We start from the raw sequence: 19,033 nt of genomic DNA on the forward strand, positions 1-19,033 counted from the left end.
AAATCAGTCGTCAATTATCATTGGCCGTCTGTGGGTAGAAGTGCGAGGATTTGGTCAACAAACTGTTGATGGTCAACAACTGGCTTAGAAATGTAGCCATCAGCGCCGCTTTGCTTGAGAAAATTCTCGCGATCACCTTCCATAGCATGTGCCGTCACCAAAATAACAGGTAAGTTCGCTGTTTTTGGATCGGATTTTAACATCTGTGTAATCTTGATTCCATCAACAGATTTCCCTTGGTAAACACTTCTGGATAGAGAAACATCCATTAAAATCAGGTCGGCTTCTCCTGATTGGGCAATTTTTATTACTTCTTCCACATTTTCAGTATGTTTCACTCCCAAGCCGCCGCGCTTGGACAAAATCTTGGAAAAAACTCGAGCATTAATTAGATCGTCTTCGACAATTAAAACAGTTTTCATGAGAATTTTAGTTATAGAGGTAGAGGTGAGGGGATTAAGCAATTCAAAATTAAAAATGAGAAAATGCAGTCATGGCAGGTATCCTGGCTATAAAGCCTATACAAATTAAATGTGTAGCAGATTATCATTCGATTAAAACAGCTACCTGCTATCTGTTTCCTTTTTAATAGTGTATGTACCTCCTTGTCATCAAGGATGATACTACTGCTTTTTCTTCTATGACTATCAATATTTTGTTAGGAATCCCATTTCATCCGTTATGCTGTGGTTGCTGCAATATTGAGTTCCGCCGGCTTTTGTGTAGTTAAATTTCAGGGAAAAAACTCATGGCAAAACAGTTAAACCTTCTCTCAACGGGACAGGTAATTCCAACAGCCCTGCACACCGAGATGCAACGGTCTTATCTCGAATATGCCATGAGCGTGATTGTCGGGCGAGCGCTACCAGACGTGCGTGATGGCTTAAAACCAGTGCATCGGCGCATTTTGTATGCAATGCACGAACTCGGTTTAGTACCAGATAGACCCTATCGAAAATGTGCCCGTGTAGTGGGTGATGTGTTGGGTAAATACCATCCCCACGGCGACCAATCAGTTTACGATGCCTTAGTCAGGCTGGTGCAGGATTTTTCTAGCCGCTATCCTTTGCTAGCAGGACACGGTAACTTTGGTAGCGTCGATAATGACCCGCCAGCAGCGATGCGTTACACAGAAACACGCCTCGCACCCATCAGTCATGAGGGAATGCTGACAGAAATCGGCGAAGAGACGGTAGAATTTGTCGGGAACTTTGATAATTCCCAGCAAGAACCAACAGTGCTACCTGCTCAATTGCCGTTTCTGTTGCTCAATGGCTGTTCTGGCATCGCCGTGGGAATGGCGACAAATGTACCACCCCACAACTTGGGGGAAATTGTGGATGGGTTAATTGCCTTAATCGACAACCCAGATTTGCCAGATGAAAAATTATTTGAGCTAATTCCAGGGCCAGACTTTCCCACCGGTGGAGAAATAATTGGTGAGACTGGAATTCGGGAAGCATACACCACAGGTAAAGGTGGAATTCTGCTGCGGGGAGTTGCGACTCTAGAAGAAATTCCAGCCAGTAGGGGAAGCAAGCGACGGACGGCAATTATCATTACAGAATTGCCATATCAAGTGAATAAAGCTGCCTGGATTGAGAAGGTAGCAGACTTAGTAAATCAAGGTCGTTTGCAAGGAATTTCTGATCTGCGAGATGAGAGCGATCGCGAAGGGATGCGAGTAGTAATTGAACTCAAACGCGATACCAATCCCCAAGAAGTTCTCCAGCATTTATATCACCAAACTGCTTTACAAATGACTTTTGGGGCAATTCTCCTCGCAATCGTGGATGGACAACCCCGTCAGTTAAGTTTGCGCCAACTGTTGCAAGAATTTTTGAGTTTCCGAGAAGAGACGCTAAACCGTCGCTACAATTACGAGTTAGGGAAGGCCCAAAGTCGTGTGCATTTGGTAGAAGGTCTGCTGAAAGCGCTGTCTAATTTGGATGAGGTAATTCAAATTTTGCGCCAAGCTCCCGATGGTAGTACGGCAAAAATAAATCTTTGTAGCCGACTGGATTTGAGTGAGGTACAAGGAGATGCAATTTTGGCTATGCCGTTGCGTCGCCTCACCAGTTTAGAACAGCAAAATTTGCAGCAGGAATTTGAGCAGATCAGCGGACAAATTAGTTTGCTGGAGCAATTACTCAACGATCGCCGCGAATTACTCAAGGCGCTGAAAAAAGATTTGCGATCGCTCAAGCGCAAGTACAGCGATCCCCGGCGGACAAAAATTGGAGAGGAGCAAAAGTCTAGGGCAGAGGAGCAGAAGTCTAGGACAGAGGGGCAGAGGAGCAAAGGGGCAGAGGAGGAGGAACTTAAATCTTCTGAACCAGCAGAAGAAGCAATTTTAGAATTTACCCAACGGGGTTATGTTCGTCGCACCCAACCATCTGGGAGAAAGTCAAAAGCTGAAAATGGTCTGCACGATAATGACTTTATTATCCAAACTGTGTTGACTGACACCCAAAAAGACTTGCTAATACTAACCGGTGGCGGCAAAGTCTATCCTGTGAATGTAGGAGAAATTCCTCCAACTACTGGGCGTTCTCCACGGGGAAAACCTTTGATTACTATGCTCAGTAATACTGCTCAAGGCGCTCAAGAAGCTGTAGTCAGCCGCTTTTTACTACCGGATAATCTCGAAACTCAACAGATGATTCTCTTAACAAAACAGGGACGAATTAAGCGTTTGTCTCTGGGAGAATTCACAAACTTGACGCGGCGCGGAATCACGATTTTAAAGCTCAAAGACGATGATGAATTGTCATTTACCCAGTTCACTGCTCCAGGGGCGCATCTGATTCTAGCTAGTTCCGGTGGGCGAGTGTTGCGCTTTCCAGCCAATGATGAACAGTTACCAGTCATGGGTCGCGCAGCAATGGGTTTACAAGCATTTCGACTATTGAGAAATCAGCAGATGGTTGGTTGTGTCACTGTCGGCAAAGATGATTATCTTTTGCTAGTTACTCAAGAAGGATATGCCAAGCGGATGGCTGCGAGTCAGTTAAGAGCGGCTAATCGCGGTGATTTAGGCACGCAAGCCCTGAAATTTGCCAGTAAAACTGACAATTTAGCTGGTATGGTTATAGCGATTGCATCTGCTGAGGTCGCTTTAGTGACTAATAAAGAACGGGTAGTGCGAATACCTGTGGAAACAGTGCCGATTTTGGGTAGGGATGTCAAAGGTGAAAGTATTATCCAACTCAACCGCGATGAAAAAATAATCACTGTGGCTGAAGTGCGATCGTAAATCAGAGTGATCTTCAACTTTCGACAAGCTAACTTGCAGGATTTAGAGGCGCTAATCCAACTGTATCTCGAATTCCTGCGGGAGGCTGGCGAAATTAAAGGTGACTGTGACACCGCAAACCTAGCAGAAGCAACTCGAAAATATATTGGCGAAAAAATGCCGTCGGGTAAGTTTTTAGCTTGGTTAGAACTTGCGTGAAAATAAAGTACCAGTAAACCGAGTTTTGACTGCGCTCAACCCTCAGATGTCGAGAGTTGAGCGCAGTCGAAACCCACCTGCTTGGGACACTATTAACCCGCAGATCCTTTGGCTGAAGTGGATTATCAAAATGTTGCCACTAGCGGCTTGGTATTTTTTCAACGACCCCTTACCCCTCATAACGCAATACAGTTCAGATAAGACTAAAACCCTTGTAGCGATTTATCACGTCTCAAAAACCCAAAATTTTTGCCAGTAGCTTTTAACCCAAGCTTATTGCCTTATAACGGCAATATCTCAGGTTTAGAGGCCTACATTATGAACGTTTATACAATTCCGATGTGGCGAGGACAGGGAATTGCAACAGCTTTATTAAAGGAAATTATCTGCTTTGTGAGAGAAACTGAGGCAAAATGCCTCTGGCTTCATTCCACTGAGGTACGGGCAGCTTGGTTTTGTTTCGACTTCAAAAGAAATGGATATGGTCTAGTAATGACTTAAATTCTTAATAAGTTTTAATTTTATAATCCAAAATTATTCCAAAATAAAGACCATATAACTAAATTACTTAATAATAAATCTTAATAAGATGTATTAGCCTATAAAGCTAAAAGTCTAGAGAACATTTCTTTGATCTCTGTAAATCTCACTAAAGGCTGATGTTTTAATCTGTATAAATAGCTATTTCTATTTATGTCAAGGTATGGAAACAAAAGTATAAAAAATGTTGCCTTTCTAAAAATATTTGTTATATTAGTTTACATAAGGCAATAAACCTTAAAAGTTAAGTTTGGAGTCCGAACCATGACAAATGCAAGCACAACAAAAGTAACAACTCCTGTAATTGAAGATCGCAACGCTTGGCGCTGGGGCTTTACCCCACAAGCAGAAATTTGGAACGGTCGCTTGGCAATGATTGGCTTTTCAGCAGCTATTTTGGTTGAAGTTTTTTCTGGTCAAGGCTTCCTACATTTTTGGGGCATCCTATAATAAGTTTTAATATTTAAGATGACCTATAAATAAAAAAACCTGGAGTGCTAATTCACTACCAGGTTTTTTATTGTTTTGTCATTTGTCAGTTGTCATTTGTTTATTTACTAATGACCAATGACTAATGACTAATTGACTACCGAATATACTCTTTGAGAACGCTGTTACGATTTGGGTGGCGTAACTTGCGGAGTGCCTTCGCCTCAATTTGACGAATCCGTTCGCGGGTGACGTTGAAAATCTGTCCGATTTCCTCAAGGGTCTTCATCCGACCATCATCCAAGCCGTAACGTAGTCTAAGGACATCGCGTTCACGGGGACTGAGACTGTCGAGGACTTTTTCCAGGTCTTCGCGCAGAAGATTTTTGGAAACTTGGTCTTCTGGTGTCTCACCATCGGATTCAATAAAATCACCCAATCGAGAATCTTCTTCTTTACCAATAGGCGTTTCTAATGAAATAGGCAACTGGGCAGATTTTGCTATAAACCGCAATTTCTCAATGGTCATTTCCATCCGAGTGGCAATTTCTTCCTCGGTGGGTTTGCGACCCATTTCTTGAGACAGCAACTTGGTAGTTTTCTTAATCCGAGAGATGGTTTCGTAAAGGTGAACTGGAAGACGAATTGTGCGGGATTGATCTGCGATCGCGCGGGTAATTGCTTGACGAATCCACCATGTAGCATAAGTGGAGAACTTATAGCCTTTTTCGTGGTCAAACTTTTCAGCGGCACGAATCAAACCGAGACTGCCTTCCTGAATTAAGTCTTGGAACGACAAACCACGATTCATGTACTTCTTAGCAATTGAAACCACAAGACGGAGGTTAGATTGCACCATCTTATCTTTCGCTCTGCGACCAACATGCAGGCGATAACGAAAAGCTGGTAAGGGCAGTTGGACTGCTTCTGCCCATTCACTATCTCGAGGATCGCGATCCAACTGTTCTGAGAGTCTTTCCCGCACCCTCTCTAATTCCAGCAAATCGGCGATTTTCCGCGCCAATTCGATTTCTTCGTCTGCCCGCAACAGACGAATTCTACCAATTTCTTGCAAGTAAAGCCGAATGGAATCTTCTGTGTAATGCTTTTTCTTGCTTTGTGTCCGACGACGCGATTTAGCGGCTTTTCCAGACTTTGCGTCGTCCTCATCAGACTGAGGCTCTAAAAATTCATCGTCACCTTCATCGATGATAAGCAAGTCCTCTTCATCATCTATTAAGAGTTCTTCTAACTCGAGCTCAGGCTGATTCATTATTTCTAGGTCAGGCTGATATATGCTTTCGAGTACGTTGTTAGCCTGGTTCATGCCGCGTTCCTCATGCTCCTTGCAGAATCAATTACTCAAGATGTGTTTACTGCTCTTTTAAACGAGCCAATTGTCAACCGAAAATAAGCTTTTTGGCAGATTTGCCAGAAATATTTTCGGATCTTTTGCACCTCTGGTAGGAGGTTTTTTTACTTTAGTTTAAGCCATTTCTAAAAGTGATTTGCTCACCCTAGTAAATGTTATATGTGTTGCTATCACATATTGCTTTCAACTAACTGGTCAAAAAAATACTCGTCTTTCTGAAAAAATTTGCCACTCTATACTAATGAGTTCAGACTGCTGGCAGATTTTCTTATAAAGACTCTTCCGATTGTAGCCTGTTTCACAGAAATTGCACTCTTTTTGTGTATTAATCATGAACTCCTAGAGTAATTATTAGTCACTATTACCAAAAAGACATTAAAAACAAGAGTTATACCCTGAAATTTTTTCTCCACTTTTCGGAATTGCAGTGACGTTCTTATTACATTACAAAGTAAGTACGCTTGCTCCTGCTCGATTTCATGTATTTTACACAACATTAATTACTTAGAAAGAGTGCATTGTATGTTAACTCAGACGACAAGTATTAATCTACCCATTTTTACATTTCCTTCATAAATTACGCATTCCTGAGATTAAAGCTAATCTTTCGATTGGGTAAATACAACCAGGGTGGCAGTGCTTGCCTTAAAGGAGTTAACCTTCTGCTTACTAATTACCTTAACTGAGGAGTTGAGGCTGTAGCATATCGACCTGATGGCAGATCAATTTAGGTTTAACTAATTCGGCCTTATTCACACGTTAGCGCACTGTGGCGATTTCAGCCTTATGAAACTTGACAAACTCTTCTTATTGTATACAAGGATATTTTAATCAATTCAAAAACAATTTGTCCTGTGAATTTGCCAGTATAGTCCTATTTCTGGCAAAACTTCATTAGATACATACGATACAATCGCGATCGCTACGGCAGTACATGAAGATACTAACAAGTTTTTAGCCAGATGGTGTGTGCTTCCACTAGCCATTCTCTCAAGCCGAGAGAACCCAGAAAACTACCTGATGATTTTAGTTACATAGCTTGATTGCGTAACTTAATTGTAAATTTCAATACTTTTCTTTCAGTAAGTTTCTGTCATCTTATGATGAAAAATCCTCAAAATACTTATTAATTGCTGTTTGATAGACTATATTCAGTGATTTTCTTAAAGCATAACAAATGTGTTTCTAGTTGGTGGACAAAATTAATCAGCTAGTCAGTGTAAAAAGCATTGTTATAACTATTTTTCCAACAAAGTTGGTATTGTTGCTAACACTAGAAAATTGAATTTTCGTCAGATATTGACAATAAGCAAATTATATGGGTATCTACTAATTTCAAATTTACGTAAGAGTTACGGAATAATATAGATGTGGAGTGGCTTGTCGAAGTCTACCGCAGAGGCACAGGTGGATAAAGCATTTATGAAATCTTGCTTTGTCATCATCCAAAAGAAGTATTTTCATAGAAGCCTCGGATATAAAAAAGGTAATGGGTGAAAACGTATCACTCATTACCAATGTCACAAATTATTAGAGTAGTGGTAGGGAATTGATATTAAATATCTAAATCGGTGAAGTTGAGTTTAGAACCATAAGTTTCGATAAATTCTCGTCTGGGTGCGACGCGATCGCCCATTAAAATTGTGAAGATGCGATCGGCTTCGGCTGCGTCCTCAATTTCGACTTGCTTCATTTTGCGGGTTTCTGGGTTCATGGTGGTATCCCAGAGTTGTTGTGGCATCATTTCACCCAAACCTTTGAAGCGTTGGATGGTATAGTTGGCGTTAGCAGGGAATTTGGCGATCGCTTGATTCTTTTCGCGATCACTATAGCAGTACTCATGATTACGTCCCCGTTCTACTTTAAACAGTGGGGGACAAGCAATATAAATAAAGCCTTGTTCGATGAGCGATCGCTGATATCGATAGAAGAATGTTAACAACAAAGTACGGATGTGCGCCCCATCTACGTCAGCATCCGTCATAATGACTATACGGTGATAACGCAGTTGGTTGGAATCGAATTCATCACCTTTGACACCTAAACCGAGTGCTGTAATTAACGATTGAACTTCGTTATTTTTATAAATTTTAGCGTCATCGGTTTTTTCTATGTTAAGAATTTTACCACGTAGAGGCAAGATAGCTTGAGTGCGGCGATCGCGTCCTTGTTTCGCACTTCCGCCTGCTGAGTCACCTTCCACGATGAATATCTCAGATTCGCTAGGGTCACGAGAACTACAATCTGCTAATTTACCAGGTAATGGCGAAGATTCCAGTACAGATTTGCGTCTAACTAATTCCCGCGCATGACGCGCTGCTTCTGCGGCCTTGAAAGCTTGGATAGCTTTATCTAAAATTGAGTCTGCGATCGCCGGATGAAATTCTAGATATTCAGTGAGGACTTCTCCTACTAAAGAATCGACAATCCCCCGCACTTCAGTGTTACCGAGTTTGGTCTTGGTTTGTCCTTCAAATTCTGGATCTGGAACTTTAACGGAAATTACCGCAGTCAAACCTTCGCGGACGTGTTCGCCACTGAGGTTAGTTTCATTCTCTTTAATTTTATTGCGCTTACGAGCGATCGCATTTAATGTCCGTGTCAGAACCGCCTTCAACCCTTCTAAGTGCGTACCACCATCCACGGTACGAATATTGTTAGCAAAACCTAACACATTATCCGTATAAGCATCAGTACACCATTGCAAAGAAACTTCCACTTGTACGTTGTTGCGTTCGCCCTGTACATAGATAATTTCTTCATGCAGGGGTTGCTTTTCACGGTTCATGTAAGCAATGTACTCTTTGATCCCACCCTTGTATTCGTAGGTTTCTACCTTGGGTGTATCGCTTTTTAGTAGTTCTAAACGATGGTCAGTAAAGGTAATTTTGACACCTGCATTCAGATACGCCAATTCCCGTAGGCGACCTGATAAAGTGATGTAATCAAATTCAATGCTAGTTGTAAAGATTTGAGTATCTGGCTTGAAGGTGACAGAAGTTCCAGTTCTCGCTTCTTTGTAAGGCTTTGTTTGCAGTTCGGTAACTGGGATACCGCGTTCATAGCGTTGGAGATGAACCTTTTTATCTCGCCAAACTGTAACTTCTACAACTTCAGATAGGGCATTAACAACAGAAATACCAACCCCGTGCAATCCTCCAGAAACTTTGTAGCCACCACCGCCAAACTTACCACCAGCATGTAGTACCGTCATCACGGTTTCCAAAGCCGATTTCCCGGTGCGCGAGTGAGTATCGACGGGAATACCGCGACCATCATCTGTTACAGTCACGGAACCATCTGCGTTGATATCCACCTCTATATGAGTGCAATGACCCGCCAAAGCCTCATCGATTGAATTGTCCACCACCTCGTAAACTAGATGGTGGAGTCCTCGCGGCCCGGTGGTACCAATGTACATTCCTGGTCGTTTGCGGACGGCTTCCAGACCTTCCAGAACTTGAATCTGATCGGCACTGTAACTGCTCGTCATGTAAACTCTCCTGATGCGTGGGGTTAAACTCGCCTAAAATTAATTAAAAGCAAAAACACTCCAAAATTGTAACACAAAAGCCTTGCTAGCGTCTGTAGGGCATTTTCAAGAGAAGTTTATACTAGGGTTGCACTACCGTGCAATAGTGGCAAAGATGGGCAGGGGAGAAAGGGAAGAAAATTAATGACTAATGACTAATGACTAAATTAATTGTGATTTGTGGGGCGACGGCAACGGGTAAGTCGAGTTTGGCTTTGGCTTTGGCGATGCGGTTGGGTTCTGTAATTATTAGTGCCGATTCTCGTCAAGTTTACCGTAAGTTTGATATTGGGACGGCAAAACCAACTGTGGCTGAACAAAAATTAGTGCCGCACTATCTAATAGATATCTGCGATCCCACAGACACGATGACAGTAGCAGACTACCAGGAACAAACACAAGCGTTAATTGCTTCTGTTGATGTTACGCCACTTTTGCTAGTTGGTGGCACGGGTTTATATATCCGTTCCATTGTTCAAGGGATGAAAATTCCTAGAGTTGCACCACAAATTGAATTGCGATCGCAACTTGAATCTCTAGGTCAGCTTCAACTCTACGCCATGCTACAACAAATTGACCCCGTTGCAGCACAAAAAATTCATTCTAATGATTCAGTACGAACTCTAAGAGCCTTAGAAGTATATTATGTTACTGGATACCCGATTTCCCAACAACAAGGGGAGAATCCGCCGAATTATCCGATTTTGCAAATTGGTTTGGATTGCGATGTTGAAAAGTTGGGGAATCGGATTAAACAGCGTACTGACCAAATGATAGCAGATGGTTTGGTTGCGGAGGTGGAATATCTTTGTCAAAAATATGGCGCTGATTTGTCTTTGTTGAATACTTTGGGCTATCAAGAAATCAAACAATATTTAGCTGGGGATATTTCCTTAGATGAAGCGAAAGAGTTAATAGTTTTGCATACACGACAATTTGCCAAGCGACAACGCACTTGGTTTCGCGCATATCCCCAAATTGAATGGTTTGATGCGAATGATCCTGATTTATTAGATAAGGTTTGGCACAGGATAAGTGAGTTTACAAATTGCACTAATTCTTCATAAGATTTTTTGCTCATATCAAAATTTTCGCGTTTTTACATGAGTGTCCTAGAGAGTTTCGGGATCGATGCCCATAGCTCGTAGCCGTTCTGCTAAAATTTGGGTGCGTTGTTCAGGTTGTTCAGCACGTTGTCGTTCTTGTTCAGTGCGTTGTCGTTCTTGTTCGGCGTGTTCATCTCCAGTTAGCAAAACAGTACCATCTTGATAGCACCAACGTAACCAAGTATCCTGTCTATCTTCAAATTTACCTTTCCACAAAGTTATACCTAAACCAACTTGTTCTAACCAAGTTTCTGAATCAAAGTAGCGTGTTCCCCTTATACCAATTTAATGTGAAGCTGCATAGAAAAGAGCTTCTAAGATAAAGTTATAAGAAGAGACAGAAATTACTTGCTCAAATGTAAGTTGGTCGAATATCTCTTGGATGCGTTCGCGTAAAGCTTGTAAAGAAGAGAAAAGTTGATTTTTGAGAGGTTTCTTAAGAGCTTGCCAAAGCCTTTCTTTCTTGATTGAGTTCAGGAGCCGATGGTGGTTGAAATAGAGGAATAATAAACTCTTGCCAGCTAATCACTGAACTTGTATGAGCCGATGCTTGATCAATCTGTAAAATTGCATAATCCGAGCCTAATTGCACAGATAGCCAGTCCAAGAACTGTTGAAAACACTCGCCATTCAGTTTCGGATACTCATAAAGAAAGTGGTCTCCAGTTAATGGTTCAATTGCACCATAAATCCAAAAGTTATCTCTTGGCCATATCACCTTAACAGTGGGCTTGACTCCGGAAGCTGTAATCACTTTTCCTGTAAGAGTTTTGAGTCCAACCATAGTTTCATCCTGGCACAGGTAGCGAACACACTTGCCGGGTGCTAGATGTTTTTCTAGACAATTTCAGAAGGTTATTTTAATTTATCGAGTTTGTTTTCTCTATTATATGCAGCTTCATATTAAATTGGTATAAGATTATATTTAGGACTAATCTATTATATGATTCAGGTTCTCAGTTGTTTCATTGGCGAGACTTTAGATTCTTCTAATTCATTGTGTCAAGCCTGATTGAGATGCTCTTACCCTGCTTGGCTTTATAGCAATTAGTTTGGTATAAAGCAGCGATTGATACGGTTTTAGTAATCAGTTTCAGCTTTGATCCTTGATAGGAAAGTAACATAAGCCGTAGAAAACTTATCAACAAATTCTGCCTGATGGATAAATTTTACCCAAACTAAAATTGCTAATTTTACTCAGATAAAAATGCACACAACATTAGCAATGCTGCGTCATCTTTAGTGCAATACGCTTTGCTTAACCCAACCTAGTGGCATGGCAAGGCTAAAATAGTGGAATATAAAAGGCGCAAAATCGGGGTAAGCTGATGGGAAAAGGTCGTAGGGATAAAGTGCTTTTAAATACAGAACAGAGGCAAAAACTAGAAGTGATTAGCCGTAATGGATATGCCTCAGCCAAAAAAATATTGCACGCACAAGTGCTGTTGATGTGTGATGAAGGTAAGGGTGCAATGAAAAAATGGACAATGGAAGTAGTTTTGGATATTTACAGTCAAGAGCATAGTGAGTCGGAACCGCTTATATGTATGGATGAAGCGGCTATACAGTTAACGGGACATGTCTTCGAGCCGATTCCCGCCAAACCTGGTCATGATGAAAAAGAAGATTATCACTACACTCGTGAAGGAGTCCAAGCTTTATTTATGTTCTTCGACCCGAATCGAGGTTGGCGAAGAGTCAGCAATCGTGACCATGGGACTCGTGTAGATTGGGCTGAAGAAGTACGTCAGTTATTAGATGAAGACTATCCTCATGCTAACAAAGTCAAATTAGTCTGTGATCATCTCAACACTCATAATATTGCCTCTTTGTATGAAGCTTTTCAGAAGTGTTGAAGCTCATCGTTTAGCTCGGAAACTGGAGATTTATTACACTCCCCGTAATGGTAGTTGGCTCAATGTTGCTGAGATTGAATTAAGTGTCTTAAGCCAACAGTGTTTAGATAGACGTATTTCTTCAGTGGAGGAACTTTCTACTGAGTTGGCTGCTTGGCAACAAGAACGTAACTCCACCACCAGTAAAGTAATTTGGCATTTTACTACTGAAGATGCGCGTATCAAACTTAAACATCTTTATCCGGTGTTTGACACCGATGAAACAGGTGATTCTATTGCAACATTTTAGCCTTGCCACGCCACTACGCAGTTTACGGTTTTTAGCGCTAACTGAACCGTATTGATCTTACTGTGCAGATATGAAGTTACAGTTTTTAGCACAATAATAATGGAGAAAGTAATGATTACCGAAGAAGACTTAGCCCAACAATTTACCCTTATTATGGAGCAATCTCACCCAACAGTATGGGAATTACTACGCCACTGCTATATAAAAGTGCTAAATTCTAGCTTAAAAGCAGCGTATACCGCTCATGCCAAACATATTAGGATTTATTGTCCTGACAGATTGATGGTTGCTGTAGTAGCAGAAAAAAATTTACTGATAGAAGTGGCAGAATCTCTGGGTCTAGTTGAAGTTGTTTGCCTGAATGCGACAAATCTGTTGCACGACCCCAAATTGCAGATTAAGAAAGCTTATCCTCAGTTGTGGTTAGATTTGATGTGGATTGTTACGCAAAAGCAAGAATTATGAAACCTAAAATTTTCTCTAGAATTAGTCTTTATACGACTCTAAAATCCCACTGCGAATCATTAGTTGTGGCCAAAACAACACAAAAAATCCCATCCACATCACTATAGGGATAGAGACGAGAATGGTTAGCCAGATGGTTTTAAATAATAACCAGCTACCACTAATCAGTGTTACACCTGTGAGAATTATAGACCAGGGCTGACACCACCAAGGTTTGTAGTTCCAAGGACTTATAGACTTTTCTTCTGACATTTGTTTTATTTAATAAAACTCCAAATTTACCTTTGACCATTTTTAGGGTAAACGATCTACTAGGGTTGCAGAGTTGAAGGCGTTGGCTTTGCCCATCGCAGGTATAGCTATCAATATTATCAAGGTTTTGGTAATATTCTTCACAAATATAACAGTACAATCCAGATAAATTTTGGTTATCGTCTACCTCCGTAGACTCAGAAAAAATTAACAAGGGGATTTTGCCCCTTGTTATTAACCCGCGTAGGTGGGTAAAGCCTTGTGTATATATATAAGCTTTTAACTACTTACGAAAGCACTGGTTCTGCTTCTAGCTTATCGCCTCTGTTCTTCAAGATGGTTGGTAATTCGCTACTGAACGCTTCACCTTCAACCACTTGCGATCGGAAACCATCTGGCCCAACTGGAACGTCACCCGTGATAGTTGTGCGATAGAGGACGCGCTCAACTTCCAGATGATCCAAATCCTGTGGGGCTAAATGCGAGGTGGCGCGGTTGTCCCAGAAGGCAATGTCACCGTTGTTCCATCGGAAGCGAGTGATGTAGGCAGGCTTAGTGATCTGATTGAAGAACAACTCAAGCAGCAGGTCGCTTTCTTGTCGTGACACGTCAAGAATGTGCGAGGTGAAACCAGGATTCACGTACAATGCTCGTTCGCCTGTCTCAGGATGAACCCTGACTACTGGGTGGATTGAAACCAGTGGATTGGCAGCAATGCGCTGGGCGATCTTGCTATTGCTGGGCAGATTCAAACGCGCATTGAAGCGATGTTCAGCTTTCAATCCGTCTGCTAGGATCCGCAGGGGTGCTGACAGACCCTCGTAGGCTGCGACTAAATTAGTCCACTGTGTGTCACCACCAAAACTAGGAACGTTGACTGCACGCAAAATAGATGCCGCAGGTGGATTGACAACTGCTGTCACATCGGTATGCCAGCGACTCTCGTAGCTGGAACGCCGTAGACCATTGCGCCGTTCGTAGCGGCTGCGGTCAATTGGTAGGATTTCTGAGAAACCTTCTATCGGCTCATCTTCGTGGGGGTGTGCGTAGGTCACTTCGCCGAAACGAGCCGTGAATGCAACCTGTGCAGCATGATCGATGTTCTGGCCGCGAAAGAACACGACTTTCCACTTCAATAGCGCTTGACGAATTTCTTTAACTGCATCATCGTGCAAAGGACGTGAAAGGTCTACGCCACTGATTTCAGCACCAATGAAACCAGCTACCTGTTTTACTTCAATGTGTTTGTTAGTCATCTGAATTCTCCATAGTTTGATTCATAGGGCAATGTTCACACTCGTCCGTTTCCTTTGGTATGTTGTTTGCACTTTATGCCTACATCTCAAAGGAAGCGATCGCATTTGAAAAATATTATACGATATATCTATCGATTTGCAGTAGTATAAAAATACCGATTTTTAGACTGCTGAACCTTCCGCACCTTATGAGCTTGTTACAGACAATTCTGGGGAACTTAGCCTTACTCTAATTCCCTCCTTTTTAGGGACTTGCGTGAAAATAAAGTATTAGTAAAACGAGTTTTGACACTATTAACCCGCAGATCCCTTATGTGGGTGGATTCCCCCTGCCCCCTGCCCCTTGCCTCTATTCGTTAAGCATTTCCAGCAACTGCGCTTCGCTTAACTGTGTAATTCCCAAAGAGAGCGCTTTTTCTAATTTAGAACCTGCATCTTCTCCTACCACCAAATAATCTGTTTTTTTACTCACCGAATCAGTCACTTTGCCACCAGCTTTTTGAATCAAAGCCTTTGCCTCATCTCGCTTTAGGGTTGGCAATGTCCCTGTAACTACAAAAGTTTTACCTACGAATTTTTGATTACCATCACCAACTGTTTTTGCTTCTTCTGGGGCAGTTAATTGTAATCCTTCTGCTTGTAAGCGTTCTATCAACCTTTGGTTGGCATCAATCCGAAACCACTGGTACACAGATTGGGCAATTTCAGCACCGATACCGTAAATTCCTTCAATATCCGATTGCTTTGCTGTCGCTAACTGATCTACGGTGAAATATTTCTGAGTCAACAGTTGAGCATTTACACTACCAACGTGACGGATGCCTAAACCATACAATACCCTTGACCAAGGTTGATTTTTTGATTGAGCGATCGCATCAATCAATTTCTCTGCTGACTTTTGCCCCATCCTTTCTAATGCACATAACTTATCTGCTGTCAACTCATATAAATCGGCAACGGAATGTACTAAAACTTTATCAACGAGTTGATGCACCAGTTTTTCGCCTAAACCTTTAATGTCCAACGCATCACGACTTACCCAATGTTCAATAGAACCTTTGAGAATCGCTGCACAGGAAGCATTGACGCACCGAGTCACCGCCTCACCTGATTCTCGCACTACTGCTTGATCGCAGACAGGGCAATGGGTGGGCATAACAAAGGGTTCAGTGTCAGTAGGACGGAGTTCTTTGAGTACCCTCACGACTTCTGGAATGATTTCTCCAGCTTTGCGGACAATAACAGTATCCCCAATGCGAATATCTAATTGAGCAATGCGATCGCTATTGTGTAAAGTCGCGCGGGAAACTGTTGTCCCCGCCAGTTGCACAGGGCGCATTTCGGCTAACGGCGTTAATGCCCCGGTTCGTCCGACATTTACAGCAATATTTTCCACACGGGTGGGCGCTTCTTCGGCGGGGTACTTTAACGCGATCGCCCAGCGAGGGAATTTCTGGGTAAACCCTAGCTGTTCTTGGAGTTTAAAAGAATTCAGCTTTACTACTACCCCATCAGTCATGTAGGGTAAATTTAGGCGTTCCGTATCCCAATATTCATAATATTTTGCGACTTCTGTGATCGAGGCACAAAGTTTATGGTTTGGGTTCACTTGAAAACCCATCTTTTCTAACAACTCCAACGCTTCCCATTGGGTATTAGCAATACTGGTGTCATCTCTACCAGGAATGTGCAGGGTATAGCCAAAGAAAGCTAACCGCCGTTTAGCGACAATGCGGGAGTCTAGTTGCCTGAGTGTACCAGCTGCGGCATTCCGGGGATTAGCGAATAATTGCTCCCCAGCTTTTTGCCTTTCCTCATTAATTTGTTTAAATACTTCCAACGGCAAAAACGCTTCGCCTCGCACTTCCACCCTTTCGAGAATTTCTAATCCTTCAAAATTTAAACGCAAGGGAATTGAGCGAATTGTCCGTACATTTTGGGTGATATCTTCACCTGTCACGCCATCACCCCTAGTTGTCCCTCTAACTAGAATGCCATCTTGGTAGGTAAGAGCCAAAGCAGAACCATCAATTTTCAATTCAGTGACATATTCCACCGAATCTATTTTCGGTACTTGTCGCCGCCAACGCTGATCCCACCCTTGCAACTCATCAATATTGAATGCATTTTCTAGACTATACAGGGGGATATTATGCCGCACCGAGGTAAATTGCGTTGCCGGTCTCTCACCCACGCGCTGAGTCGGGCTATCGGGTGCTGTCAACTCTGGATATTGAATTTCCAGTTGTTGTAATTCGCGATATAGCTGGTCATAGACTGCATCCTCCATAATTGGAGTATCTAGGACGTAATAAGCATAGCTGGCTTGTTGCAATAACTGGCGCAATTCTTCTGTGCGCTTTACTTCCGGCTTAATCTGTGTCATTAGAATAATTACAAAATATCTAGCGAATAAAATTTAAACATAATGAAGCCTATTGTTTGGATAGCCGCGACTAACCCGTGAAATTAAGGCTTTCATGAATTAATCTTTCATATTATATTCTACCCAAATTGGATGTCTTGGTAGGCGATCGCCACAACAAGGGCAAGGAAGTACAGGATATCTTTCAGCAGCTTTCATTACTAGTGATGCCAATACGGTTCGGTTAAGGGAAGAGAGGCGATAAATCGCCGTCTCTACAAAGGAATGATTATTGTAAAGACGGTGATTTATCGCCTCTTTGCAATCTATAACTTTCATCAAAAAACCTTATTTGAACTGTATTGAGAGTGATGCGATCTTGAGCGTTCCATCTCAAAAATATGGATCAATAACCATAGAAGCCATTCTTGTTGGCTAGAAAATAAGATGTTTTTAAAGTCAATATAAATGTATTTTCTACTAAGCTTATTTGAGTTCATGTTCTTCTCAGCGAGTTAAAATACTTTTTCTTGAAAGTGTAAGAAATTTAAAGCACATAATAGAGATTATCGCGCCTTTAATTAGCTATCATCGGCAGAAAATAAGCTAAAACTACATAGTAAAGTTATGCCAAAGATATACAAATAAAAGTTCGGTACTCTGAATTCAGGAATCACCTGTAAATCTGGGGTATCCACAATTATCAGCATTGCTACCTGAGTATTGCATAAAAAATAAACGCAAACCTCCTATGTAGTCAGCGCTGCCCAAATTTACTGTTTTATTTTACTAATATGTTCATCCGCTCTTTAACATTTACCGCCTCTAGTGCAGTGTTACTTTCAACTTTAATCAGTTCCGCTTTTGCCGCTCCCATTAACTTTGCTAATAGTGTCAGCAATAGTGAGACAAACACAAAACTAATTGCTCAAAATGTTGCCCAATTACAGAGAATACCCGATGTCAGAAGACAAGCGATCGCTAACGGACAAGACCGATACGCCGCTATTTGGGTCAAGTCTGGTAGTGGGGCTTGGGAAGCGCGACATGGATTGACCTCAGCTCAGTATCAAGCTACTTTTGACAAACTTGTTGGCGAAGGATATCGGTTAGTTGATGTCAGTGGTTACAGTGTGAACGGACAAGGCCGATACGCTGCTATTTGGGTCAAGTCTGGCGGCCCTGCTTGGGAAGCGCGACATGGATTAACCTCAGCCCAGTATCAAGCTACTTTTGACAAACTAGTTGGTGAAGGATATCGATTAGTTCACGTTAGTGGTTATGCTGTGAACGGACAAGACCGATATGCCGCTATTTGGGAGAAGTCTGATGGCCCAGCTTGGGAAGCGCGACATGGATTGACCTCAGCCCAGTATCAAGCTACTTTTGACAAATTGGTTGGTCAGGGATATCGGTTAGTTGATGTTAGTGGTTATGCTGTGAACGGACAAGACCGATACGCCGCTATTTGGGTCAAGTCTGGTGGCCCCGCTTGGGAAGCGCGACATGGATTGACCTCAGCCCAGTATCAAGCTACTTTTGACAAACTAGTTGGTGAAGGATATCGATTAGTTGACGTAAGTGGTTACAATGTCAACGGACAAAACCGATACGCCGCTATTTGGGAAAAGTCTGGTAGTTCAGCTTGGCAGGCGCGACATGGATTGACTTCAGCACAGTATCAAGCTACTTTTGACAAACTGGTTGGTGAAGGATATCGATTAGTTGATGTAAGTGGCTATTAGTACAACATCTCCAATTATCATTGCACACCGAGGCGCTAGCGGCTATCGTCCAGAACATACTTTAGCCGCTTATGAATTAGCGATTGCATTGGGTGCTGATTATATTGAACCTGATTTAGTTTCCACCAAAGACGGCGTTTTAATTGCTCGTCACGAAAATGAGATTTCTGAAACTACTGATGTTGCTAGCCATGCAGAATTTTCTCACCGTCAAACGACCAAAATAATTGATGGCGAATCAAAAACTGGCTGGTTTACTGAAGATTTTACCTTGGCAGAAGTGAAAACACTACGAGCCAAAGAGCGAATTGGGCAACTGCGATCGCAAAATACCGCTTATAGCGGTTATCAGTCTACTTCAGTACAGTAGGA

Annotated in this window: 15 protein-coding genes and 3 pseudogenes; 9 read left to right on the forward strand and 9 right to left on the reverse strand. The window is 42.1% G+C overall.

What is annotated here, in order from left to right:
* Window positions 1-17: 17 nt before the first annotated feature.
* Window positions 18-422 carry a response regulator gene (locus tag FBB35_RS07615; RefSeq protein ID WP_174709159.1) on the reverse strand — a complete coding sequence of 135 codons (405 nt, stop codon included), beginning with the start codon at window positions 420-422 and terminating at the stop codon, window positions 18-20.
* Window positions 423-748: 326 nt separating this feature from the next.
* On the opposite strand from FBB35_RS07615, the gene gyrA reads away from it, so the two are divergent.
* From gyrA to FBB35_RS07635, 4 genes are all read left to right on the forward strand, one after another.
* A complete protein-coding gene (gyrA, locus tag FBB35_RS07620) occupies window positions 749-3,256 on the forward strand; it encodes a DNA gyrase subunit A (RefSeq protein WP_174709160.1) in 2,508 nt (835 codons plus the stop codon).
* A 6-nt stretch (window positions 3,257-3,262) separates the two neighbouring features.
* Window positions 3,263-3,454: a hypothetical protein gene (locus tag FBB35_RS07625; RefSeq protein WP_174709161.1), complete on the forward strand. Its 192-nt coding sequence runs from the start codon at window positions 3,263-3,265 to the stop codon at window positions 3,452-3,454.
* A 276-nt stretch (window positions 3,455-3,730) separates the two neighbouring features.
* Window positions 3,731-3,955, forward strand: coding sequence for a GNAT family N-acetyltransferase (locus tag FBB35_RS07630; protein ID WP_302480976.1), 225 nt, complete (start codon window positions 3,731-3,733; stop codon window positions 3,953-3,955).
* 303 nt (window positions 3,956-4,258) lie between these two features.
* Window positions 4,259-4,444: a chlorophyll a/b-binding protein gene (locus FBB35_RS07635; RefSeq protein ID WP_069073374.1), complete on the forward strand. Its 186-nt coding sequence runs from the start codon at window positions 4,259-4,261 to the stop codon at window positions 4,442-4,444.
* Between the two features lie 136 nt (window positions 4,445-4,580).
* Here the strand turns inward: FBB35_RS07635 and rpoD are convergent, their stop codons facing one another.
* Window positions 4,581-5,750, reverse strand: coding sequence for an RNA polymerase sigma factor RpoD (gene rpoD, locus FBB35_RS07640; RefSeq protein ID WP_012412585.1), 1,170 nt, complete (start codon window positions 5,748-5,750; stop codon window positions 4,581-4,583).
* A 1,600-nt stretch (window positions 5,751-7,350) separates the two neighbouring features.
* A complete protein-coding gene (gyrB, locus tag FBB35_RS07645) occupies window positions 7,351-9,288 on the reverse strand; it encodes a DNA topoisomerase (ATP-hydrolyzing) subunit B (RefSeq protein ID WP_174709163.1) in 1,938 nt (645 codons plus the stop codon).
* Between the two features lie 197 nt (window positions 9,289-9,485).
* Here gyrB and miaA point away from each other — a divergent pair, with 197 nt between their 5' ends.
* Entirely contained in the window at window positions 9,486-10,394 is a 909-nt protein-coding gene (gene miaA / locus FBB35_RS07650) for a tRNA (adenosine(37)-N6)-dimethylallyltransferase MiaA (protein WP_174709164.1), read from the forward strand.
* A 45-nt stretch (window positions 10,395-10,439) separates the two neighbouring features.
* On the opposite strand, the pseudogene FBB35_RS07655 reads toward miaA, so the two are convergent.
* Window positions 10,440-10,712: pseudogene (locus FBB35_RS07655) on the reverse strand (Uma2 family endonuclease); the annotation flags it as partial.
* Between the two features lie 157 nt (window positions 10,713-10,869).
* Window positions 10,870-11,235, reverse strand: coding sequence for a transposase (locus tag FBB35_RS07660; RefSeq protein ID WP_302480977.1), 366 nt, complete (start codon window positions 11,233-11,235; stop codon window positions 10,870-10,872).
* 526 nt (window positions 11,236-11,761) lie between these two features.
* On the opposite strand from FBB35_RS07660, the pseudogene FBB35_RS07665 reads away from it, so the two are divergent.
* Both FBB35_RS07665 and FBB35_RS07670 read left to right on the forward strand, forming a co-directional pair.
* Window positions 11,762-12,578, forward strand: a pseudogene (locus FBB35_RS07665) (IS630 family transposase).
* A 111-nt stretch (window positions 12,579-12,689) separates the two neighbouring features.
* On the forward strand, window positions 12,690-13,043 hold the full coding sequence (locus tag FBB35_RS07670; RefSeq protein WP_174709166.1) for a hypothetical protein: 354 nt from the start codon (window positions 12,690-12,692) through the stop codon (window positions 13,041-13,043).
* A gap of 21 nt (window positions 13,044-13,064) precedes the next feature.
* Here the strand turns inward: FBB35_RS07670 and FBB35_RS07675 are convergent, their stop codons facing one another.
* From FBB35_RS07675 to FBB35_RS07690, 4 genes are all read right to left on the reverse strand, one after another.
* Window positions 13,065-13,295, reverse strand: a complete 231-nt coding sequence (locus FBB35_RS07675) for a DUF6737 family protein (protein WP_174709167.1) — start codon at window positions 13,293-13,295, stop codon at window positions 13,065-13,067.
* Window positions 13,296-13,582: 287 nt separating this feature from the next.
* The gene (locus tag FBB35_RS07680; protein ID WP_174709168.1) at window positions 13,583-14,551 is read right to left on the reverse strand and encodes a TauD/TfdA family dioxygenase; all 969 of its coding nucleotides are present in this window, start codon (window positions 14,549-14,551) and stop codon (window positions 13,583-13,585) included.
* 349 nt (window positions 14,552-14,900) lie between these two features.
* The gene (ligA, locus tag FBB35_RS07685; RefSeq protein WP_174709169.1) at window positions 14,901-16,937 is read right to left on the reverse strand and encodes an NAD-dependent DNA ligase LigA; all 2,037 of its coding nucleotides are present in this window, start codon (window positions 16,935-16,937) and stop codon (window positions 14,901-14,903) included.
* Between the two features lie 99 nt (window positions 16,938-17,036).
* The gene (locus FBB35_RS07690) at window positions 17,037-17,255 is read right to left on the reverse strand and encodes a hypothetical protein (RefSeq protein ID WP_174709170.1); all 219 of its coding nucleotides are present in this window, start codon (window positions 17,253-17,255) and stop codon (window positions 17,037-17,039) included.
* Window positions 17,256-17,710: 455 nt separating this feature from the next.
* Here FBB35_RS07690 and FBB35_RS07695 point away from each other — a divergent pair, with 455 nt between their 5' ends.
* Window positions 17,711-18,661 (forward strand): hypothetical protein, encoded by a 951-nt coding sequence (locus FBB35_RS07695; protein ID WP_174709171.1) that lies wholly within the window; start codon window positions 17,711-17,713, stop codon window positions 18,659-18,661.
* Window positions 18,651-19,007 (forward strand): annotated as a pseudogene (locus FBB35_RS07700) (glycerophosphodiester phosphodiesterase family protein); the annotation flags it as partial. The gene FBB35_RS07695 and the pseudogene FBB35_RS07700, both read left to right, overlap by 11 nt.
* Window positions 19,008-19,033 lie beyond the last annotated feature (26 nt).

It is taken from the genome of Nostoc sp. TCL240-02 (assembly GCF_013343235.1).
In the GTDB taxonomy this organism is placed as follows: Bacteria; Cyanobacteriota; Cyanobacteriia; order Cyanobacteriales; family Nostocaceae; genus Nostoc.